The 1,270-nt window shown below is 44.8% G+C and carries 1 protein-coding gene; it reads right to left on the bottom strand.

The features are described from left to right. Positions 1-223: 223 nt before the first annotated feature. Complete coding sequence (locus I656_RS01320) at positions 224-607, bottom strand: DUF1360 domain-containing protein (RefSeq protein ID WP_033006683.1); 384 nt, start codon at positions 605-607, stop codon at positions 224-226. Between the last annotated feature and the right edge of the window lie 663 nt (positions 608-1,270).

Genomic DNA, 1,270 nt, shown 5'->3' with positions numbered 1-1,270 from the left:
TCCCTTTCGGTGTTTGCTTGTTCTCGAACATAAACAAATCCCTCCAGTGTTTTTAATGACAGTATGGGCATTTTCCCAACTGTCTACACTAGAGGGATAATATCATAGAGGTGGGGGACTTCTGGCTGATTTATGTTAAATAATGATATAAGTTAACCATGATGTATCGACAAAAGCAAGAAAAGCGGGCGCGCCGCATGTTTCCGCCGTACGCCCGCCAATGTCAGTCCATCCGCTTTTTCGCCGCCGACAGAAGATCGATTGCCTTCGTCCCCACCCCGACGAATGTTTCCAAAATCGCTTGCGCCCCAGCGATCGAAAAAATAAAAATGAACGGCATGGCGATCTTCGGGATGAATAAATACCCAAGCGCGAGAAAAATCGCGCTCCACACTCCCGCACACCAGTAACAGTTCAACAAATAGCCGAATTTCGATTTCGGCACCTTCTTGATTTCCGTATGGCCGTCCTCATGCCGGATTGTCTCTTTTTTCATAAACGGATTGCGAATGAATTCGGTGATCTTATCAAAGACGATCAAGTGGGTGAACCTATAGCTGGCTAAAATGATCATGATGTACGTCATCCAGTCAAGTTCGCGAAGCATGGCGAGTCCCTTTCTTTTGCGAGCTTTTCCTTTAGTATGAACCAAGATGCGTTTCTTTATGACCTCCGATGGTTAATGGAGCCGGTCGAGGGAAAGAGCGGAAATCACTACTCACATGTCACACCCTAACAAGGTAGAAACAAAGGATTTTTGTAGATTGGTTGGTTTTGTTATCCCCTCTTGTATATGCTATAATAAATGTACATTATAGCCAGCGTATGTCTCGTACATGTTTTTTCAAAACAGGCATATGCTATTGCTAAGGTGGTGATAGCGTATGCGCAGAAAGGAGCATCGCCAGTTGCGAAGATCAGCCATCTCAAGGCGAAAAGATGTGCGAGCACAGTCATTAAGATCGATTTATGCTAAACCTGCTGTGCGAAATCGATACGCAAACATCAATGCGTCTTTAAGTTCAAGCATTTGTTTTGATCGGTTGCCTTCTGCTCCTTTATTGGATGTTAGCCCTGATGGTGTTGTGACTGTGAATCCCGATAATCCTGTGCATCAACGGTGGCTAGATGAAGAATGATGCAGCCGGGTGGTATTTACGATATATATTTTCGTTTTCAGGAAGGGCAGGGCGGTACATATCGTCCTGTTCTTATTTTGGGTTTTAGAGGCAATCGAGCCATTGCTATTGGAGTGAACTACCCACCACCT

It is taken from the genome of Geobacillus sp. WSUCF1, assembly GCF_000422025.1.
GTDB classification, from domain to species: domain Bacteria; phylum Bacillota; class Bacilli; order Bacillales; family Anoxybacillaceae; genus Geobacillus; species Geobacillus zalihae.
The sequence above is the reverse complement of the archived record's forward strand: the minus strand, read 5'-3'. Positions and strand labels throughout refer to the sequence as shown.